General features: G+C 40.4%; 6 protein-coding genes. 3 read left to right on the forward strand and 3 right to left on the reverse strand.

The annotated features are described in order from the left end of the window. Together AC1DPZ_RS18235 and AC1DPZ_RS18240 are read left to right on the forward strand one after the other, a co-directional pair. A partial coding sequence (locus tag AC1DPZ_RS18235; RefSeq protein ID WP_477406000.1) for a hypothetical protein occupies positions 1–466 on the forward strand: 466 nt, incomplete at its 5' end. Between the two features lie 101 nt (positions 467–567). Then, entirely contained in the window at positions 568–1,938 is a 1,371-nt protein-coding gene (locus AC1DPZ_RS18240; RefSeq protein ID WP_477406002.1) for a DNA recombination protein RmuC, read from the forward strand. 10 nt (positions 1,939–1,948) lie between these two features. On the opposite strand, the gene AC1DPZ_RS18245 is transcribed toward AC1DPZ_RS18240, so the two are convergent. From AC1DPZ_RS18245 to nadA, 3 genes are all read right to left on the reverse strand, one after another. Further along, positions 1,949–2,398, reverse strand: coding sequence for a hypothetical protein (locus AC1DPZ_RS18245; protein WP_477406004.1), 450 nt, complete (start codon positions 2,396–2,398; stop codon positions 1,949–1,951). Beyond that, positions 2,399–3,445, reverse strand: coding sequence for a thiamine-phosphate kinase (gene thiL / locus AC1DPZ_RS18250; protein ID WP_477406006.1), 1,047 nt, complete (start codon positions 3,443–3,445; stop codon positions 2,399–2,401). Positions 3,446–3,891: 446 nt separating this feature from the next. After that, a complete protein-coding gene (gene nadA, locus AC1DPZ_RS18255) occupies positions 3,892–4,884 on the reverse strand; it encodes a quinolinate synthase NadA (protein WP_477406008.1) in 993 nt (330 codons plus the stop codon). Between the two features lie 407 nt (positions 4,885–5,291). Between nadA and nadB the strand changes: the two genes are divergently transcribed. Then, positions 5,292–6,884 carry an L-aspartate oxidase gene (gene nadB, locus AC1DPZ_RS18260; RefSeq protein WP_477406010.1) on the forward strand — a complete coding sequence of 531 codons (1,593 nt, stop codon included), beginning with the start codon at positions 5,292–5,294 and terminating at the stop codon, positions 6,882–6,884. The last annotated feature ends 554 nt before the right edge of the window (positions 6,885–7,438 follow it).

Raw genomic sequence — 7,438 nt, forward strand, 5'->3', positions numbered from 1 at the left:
CAATATAGCTACATACATAATTACTAACATTAATTTGGAAATAACCGCAACCAGGAACGACATATTTCACAATAACAGCATTTGGTTGTTTATTATACCAGCATTTATTTTTGGCATGGCATTAAAACATGCCAATGCGGGTAAAAATGTTGTCGAAGAAAAAGGCAGCATAATTCTATTACTGTTGATCAGCCTTTTATATGGTTATGGCTTCTTAATACAGGTCGACTGCCTGTTTGATCGTTCAACAGAACAGATCTATCACGCAACCGTTATAGACCATTATATCAATCACAATAAAGGCACTCATCCCTATATAAAGATAGATCAGTGGGGGCCGCAAACACAAACAAAAGAGATTCAGGTTTCTATGAGTTTTTACGATCAGTCACCAATTGGTTCAGCTGTTACCATTCATTTAAAAAAAGGGTTGCTCAATATTCCCTGGTACTTTATATCTGAATAAACTTAGCTTACATAAATCATGATTGTCGGATTTGTTTGAAACCAATGCGATCTTTCCATTACTAAAAATATTAACTTAAATTTGCTAATATTTTTATCAAAATGAGTGCTGATATTATAATGATCGCTTCAGTAGTTATCCTGTTGATTACTGTTTTATTGTTCATCAAAAAACCAAAGACTGTTGAATTAATTTCGGCCGCGGAACTGAATAAACTCCGTACCGAGAGTGACCAGCTTAAAATTGCCTTAGCCAAAGCCGAGGAAAAAGCCAGCGGCTTAGCCAACGAAAAGGAAAACATCACCCAGTTTTTAAAAGAAGATAAGGACCGCATCCTGGATGAACTTTTTCAGGAACGAGCCCTGCTTGCACAAGCCAATCAATCGCTGGAGAGCGCCCGGGCCTACTATAAATCGCAACAGGAAAAAGTTCAGGAGCAAAAGGTGGAAATTGAGCAGATCCGCGTGCAGTTTCAGCGCGAGTTTGAGAATGTGGCCGAAAAACTGCTCAAAGAAAAATCAAAGGAATTTATTGATGTAAACCGTACCAACCTGGATCTGATCCTTAATCCGCTCAAAGAAAACCTGAAGGCCTTTGAGGATAAGGTAGAGAAGGTTTACAACATGGAAGCCGCCGAGCGCAATACGCTTAAAGGCGTAATTACCCAACTGATGGACCTCAACAAACAAATTAGCGATGAGGCGCAGAATTTAACAAAAGCCCTTAAGGGTGATAACAAAAAACAAGGCAACTGGGGCGAGGTAATATTGGAGCGGGTATTGGAGCGTTCGGGACTGGTTAAAGACCAGGAGTACCGTATCCAGGCGGCTATGCAGGCTAATGATGGCACACGTTACCAGCCGGATGTAATTATTGATCTGCCGGATGAAAAGCACCTGGTTATCGATTCAAAAGTATCCCTCATTGCCTATGAACGCCTCGTTAATGCCGATACCGAGGAAGACAGGAAGCTTTTTGCCAAAGCTCATGTAGAATCTATCCGGGGACATATCAATGGATTATCTGCCAAAAAATATCATGATCTCTATAAAATAAATTCCCCGGATTTTGTATTGCTTTTTGTGCCGATAGAATCATCCTTCAGCATAGCCGTACAACTGGATGGCGAGTTGTTCAACTACGCCTGGGATAAAAAGGTTGTGATAGTAAGTCCGTCAACATTACTGGCCACCCTGCGTACCATCGCCAGTATGTGGAAACAGGAGCGTCAGAACCGGAATGTGCTTGAAATTGCCCGCTTAAGCGGTGATATGTATGATAAGTTTGTAGGTTTCCTGGGCGACATGGACAGTATTGGCAGAAACATAAACCAAACACAAACGGCTTACAACAGCGCCGTAAACAAGCTATCGGATGGCAGGGGGAATTTGACAACCACTGCCGAAAAGATCAAAAAGTTAGGTGCTAAAGCTGATAAGCAAATTGATAGTAAATTTTTGGGAGAGGAGTAGGCCTCCGGGGTTAATTTACTTTAGTTCTCACCCTGCCAAACCACCCTTTTGCTTGTGTAGAAAACAATAACCCCATTGCTATAAGCTCAAGCAACACTTCCAAAATAAACAACCCGGTTAAAAATATTGGTGTTTTAAAAAAAACAGCGGGTTGAACGGCCCCGGCAGGTGCTATTGCCGGATGGGTAATATTTGCAACAAGGGCATAGGAGTTTAATAATATCAGGATAAGCATTACTATCCTTGCCCATTTGCGGCCCTCGCCGGTCATAAAAATGAAGTAAAAAAGAAAGCCGAACAGGAATATAAAAGCAGCCAGGTTAATGCCATCAAGCAAATTGCTGATCATTTGCAGCAGCAACRCAAAATACAGCATAAATGTGCCAGCAATCACCTGGTTTGGCACCGTCCCTTCAGGGTGTTTATTCAAATAAAACCAGCCAAAAAACCTGCTTAGCATTTATTCCGATTTTTTAAATGCATTCCATCCCTGGGCCTTCAATGGGTGTGAGTTGCCAGCTTTCGTGACGAGATTACAGCCCGCTGAAGCCTCGGTGATATGGCCGATGATGGTTATGTCCATTTTGAACTTGATCTTGTCGTAGTCGGCTTGCTTAACGGTAAATAGAAGCTCGTAGTCCTCTCCGCCACTCAGCGCGCACACGGTCGGGTCAAGGTTAAATTCGCGGGCAGTTTCAAAGGTCATTGGGTCTAAAGGAATCTTTTCTTCGTATATGTTGCAGCCCTTTGCGCTTTGCTTGCAGATGTGCATAATTTCGGATGCCAAACCGTCTGATACATCTATCATTGAAGTAGGTTTTACATCAATACTTTTCAATAGTTCAACTATATCCCTGCGCGCTTCGGGTTTAAGCTGGCGTTCAACAATATAATCTTTCCCCTCCAGGTCGGGCTGGATATTTGGGTTTTCGAGGTAGATCAATTTTTCGCGTTCCAATAATTGCAAGCCGGTATAAGCGCCCCCTAAATCGCCGGATACACAGATCAGGTCACCTTCACCGGCGCCGTTGCGGTAAACAATATCGGCTTCGTCGGCATAACCAATGGAAGTTACGCTGATCACCAAACCTTGTTTTGATGATGTAGTATCACCCCCAATTAAGTCAACATTATATTTTTCACAGGCAATATAGATACCTTCATACAACTCTTCGATAGCCTCTAAAGGGAACTTGCTTGATAAACCTATCGAAACCGTAACCTGAGATGCCGTCCCGTTCATGGCGTAAATATCACTCAGGTTTACCTGGATGGCTTTATAGCCTAAATGCTTTAATGGCGTGTAAGCCAAATCAAAATGGATGCCTTCCAGCAACATATCGGTACTTATCAACACTTTTTTGCCGGTAAAATCCAATACCGCGGCATCATCTCCCACTCCTTTAACCGTGCCTGGCTGCCCAAGCTTTATATTCTTTGTTAAATGATTTATTAAGCCAAATTCGCCTAAGTCTTCTAAATTGGTTCTCTCCTGGTTTTCAAACATATGCTTTATGATTTCACCGGTTTATGGTGATTTCACTGGTACTATTATTTTTATTTAAAGCTGATCTTATTAATCAGTTATGGAACTATATCTTATATTAATTTTTTTCGCGCCGTCGCAAAAAACGCTTTGATGCCTGCCRCMGAAGGCGGGAAATTTTTTTGAGTTTTTAGCACTTATTAGCAAAAATCCTTTGCTAAGCCTTAAAAATTCTTCCCTTAATACTTACCTCTTTCCTCTCCACGCGTCATTGCGAGTATCCCCCAAGGTAATCCCGGGAAAAAACAGCAATGATGTGTAGGGTTTAGGACTCAACGACACCCATGTCATTGCGAGCGCAGCGCGGCAATCGCGAACTGTGCTGGTCCACTCTGTATAGCATGCGATTGCTTCGTTCCTCGCAATGACATAGATTATATTAAAAAATATCACTGACAATCAATACCTTACAACCCCAATCTTGCCGATATCTCCAGCATCCTTTCAATAGGCTTTACGGCTTTTTCAATAATATCAGCCGGTACTGTAATCTCTGGCATTTCATTTTTTAAACACAGGTATAATTTCTCCAATGTGTTACGCTTCATATGCGGGCAATCGTTACAGGCACAGCTGTTGTTGGGTGGCGCCGGAATAAATGTTTTATCCGGGTTTTCCTTTTGCATCTGGTGTAAAATACCTGCCTCTGTAGCTACAATAAATTCCTTATCCGGGTGATTACCGGCATACTTCAGGATCCCCGTTGTTGAACCTATATAATCGGCCATCTGCAGTATCACTTCCTCACATTCGGGATGGGCCAGCAGTTTAGCGTTCGGGTACCTTTCTTTTAGTTTGGTTATCTTTTCACGGCTGAAGATCTCGTGTACCATACAGGCACCATTCCACAATACCAGGTCGCGGCCTGTTTTTTTGGCCACCCAGGCCCCAAGGTTCTTATCCGGCCCAAATATTATTTTTTGGTCCTTCGGCAGGCTTTCAACTATCTGTACCGCGTTGCTCGATGTGCAAACGATATCGCTTAAAGCTTTCAGCTCGGCAGTGCAGTTTACGTAGGTGATCACCAGGTGATCGGGATAGTTTTCTTTAAACTTTTTAAACAAATGCGGAGGGCAACTATCTGCTAATGAGCATCCTGCTTTTAAGTCGGGTAATAAAACTTTTTTGTTTGGCGATAATATCTTGGCAGTTTCGGCCATGAAATGTACACCGGCAAAAACAATAATTTCGGCATCAGTTTTTGCAGCCTGCTGAGATAACCCAAGGCTGTCGCCAATATAATCTGCAATATCCTGAATATCCGGATCCTGGTAGTAATGAGCCAGTATGACTGCATTTTTTTCCTTTTTAAGTTTTTCAATTTCATCAAACAGATCAAGCGTGGGGTCGATGTATTCGTCCACAAATCCTGTCACATTTATTTCTTCGAAGATATCCATTTCAACAAATCAATTAATAACAACTATATTTTTATATAAATAAAACTATTACTTGTTAAGGTGTTAGTTATGTGCAAAAGTCGCTATACATTTTCTGGTAAAAGTTATTTTTAACTTTTTATTAACACTTTTCCACACTTTTTTATTTTGTATCAGTTTGATTTTGTGAATACTATTAGAATCAAATTTTACTTTTAAAAGTTATATGTTAATATTTTGTTAATGTAGAAAATGTTAGCTTTAGTGTTTAAACTATGCAAAAGTCGCTCAAAAATTATTCATTTCTGCAACAAAATTGGAGGTTATCCACGGTTTCAGTATTTGTTAGCTATTTCTTTACATCAAATTAACATCTTTATACGTGTTATTAACATATCGTGTACATTTACACAACTTATACTTAAAATATGACCCGAACTGTTGATTTCCTGATCGTAGGATCAGGCATAGCCGGACTAAGTTTTGCACTTAAGGCTGCAAAACATGGTAAGGTTCTGATAGTTACCAAATCAAACGAAGATGAATCCAACACTAAGTATGCCCAGGGTGGTGTTGCGGYAGTTGTGGATAAAAAGGAAGATTCTTTTGAAAAACACATAGAAGACACATTAATTAGCGGTGATGGCCTTTGCGACCGGGAAGTTGTGGAAGCAGTTGTAAAAGAAGGCCCGGAAAGAATTAACGAGATTATTGATTACGGAACCAATTTTGATAAAACAAACGAAGGGTTTTATGACCTTGCAAAAGAAGGCGGCCACTCCGAATTCAGGGTATTACATTATAAGGATGTAACCGGACTGGAGATAGAACGTTCGTTATTGGAAGAGATTCATAAGAATCCAAACATCGAGATCTTAACACATTATTTTGCTGTCGACCTGATCACCCAGCATCATTTAGGCGAGCTGGTGGGTAAATCGAGTACGGATATTACCTGTTATGGTATTTATGCTTTTAACACCGAAAGTAATGTTGTTGAAAAGATATTATCTAAAGTTACTGTAATGGCGTCAGGTGGTGCCGGGCATATTTATTCAATTACTACCAACCCAACTATTGCTACCGGCGATGGAATTGCCATGGTGTACAGGGCAAAAGGTAAGGTGCGTAATATGGAATTTATACAGTTTCATCCTACCGCTTTGTATAATCCGGGTGAATATCCTTCTTTCCTGATATCTGAAGCGGTGCGTGGTTTCGGCGGAATCTTAAAACGTACCAATGGAGAAGAATTTATGCAGGAGTATGATCCGCGTAAATCATTGGCACCAAGAGATATAACAGCAAGAGCTATTGATGCCGAGATAAAAAAATCGGGGGAGGATTTTGTTTACCTGGATATCAGGCACCGGAGTAAAAAAGACATTTTAAATCATTTCCCTAATATATACGCCAAATGCCTGGAGATTGGTATCGATATGACCAAAGATATGATCCCTGTGGCGCCGGCCTGTCATTATATGTGCGGCGGTGTTATGGTTGATCATGTTGGCCAATCGTCCATATTAAGGTTGTATGCCTGTGGTGAGTGCTCATCAACTGGTTTGCATGGTGCTAACCGGCTGGCTTCCAATTCTTTACTTGAAGCTTTGGTTTTTGCACACAGGATTTATGAGGATGCTATCAGTAAATTTAATGATTTTGTGATACCTGGTAATATACCTGATTGGGATGAGCATGGTGTACAACTATCAAACGAAGATATCCTGGTTACACACAACGTACGCGAAATGCAGAAGCTGATGAATGACTATGTGGGTATTGTTCGGTCTGATTTCAGGCTGGAAAGAGCGATGCGCAGGTTAGGCTTATTGTACGAAGAAACAGAATCTTTCTACAAAAAAACCAAGCTATCGGTAAAACTTTGCGAGCTGCGTAATTTAATCCAGGTATCATTCATCGTGGTAAAATCGGCTATGTTACGCAAAGAGAGCAGGGGACTGCATTATACTACTGATTATCCGGCACATGCGGAAGAGGTGGAAGATACAGTGTTTTAATAATATAGGATTTCTTTACCCTCCCGTCATTGCGAGGAGGTACGACGAAGCAATCCCTAACTTTACAGATCGGTTTTGCATTGCTACTCTGTAAGTTCGGAATTGCTTTGTACTTATGACTAGCTTTTTTAGATATTTTTTATGTAATACAGGCCAAATTATTATTTATATTAATAAAAATGGGAAGAGGAGGCTACGTTTACATCATTACAAATATGACACATTCTGTATTGTATGTAGGTGTAACTTCTGATATAATTAGTAGGATCTGGATCATAAGAATAAAACTTATCCAGATAGTTTTACTGTAAAGTATAATTGTACTAAGTTGATTTATTATGAGCCCTACGCACATATTGAAGAGGCGATAGCAGCTGAGAAATTGTTAAAAGGTGGTAGCAGGAATAAGAAAATTAAGTTGATTAATGCCTTTAATCCGGAATGGATTGATTTGTATGAGAGTTTGGTTAAAGCGTAGTAGTAAAGTAATTCCTGATAAGGAACTCAGACAAGCATGGTTCCTCTGTATGTAGGGGATTGCTTCGTCGTACCTC

This window comes from Mucilaginibacter sp. P4_G9 (assembly GCF_056400985.1).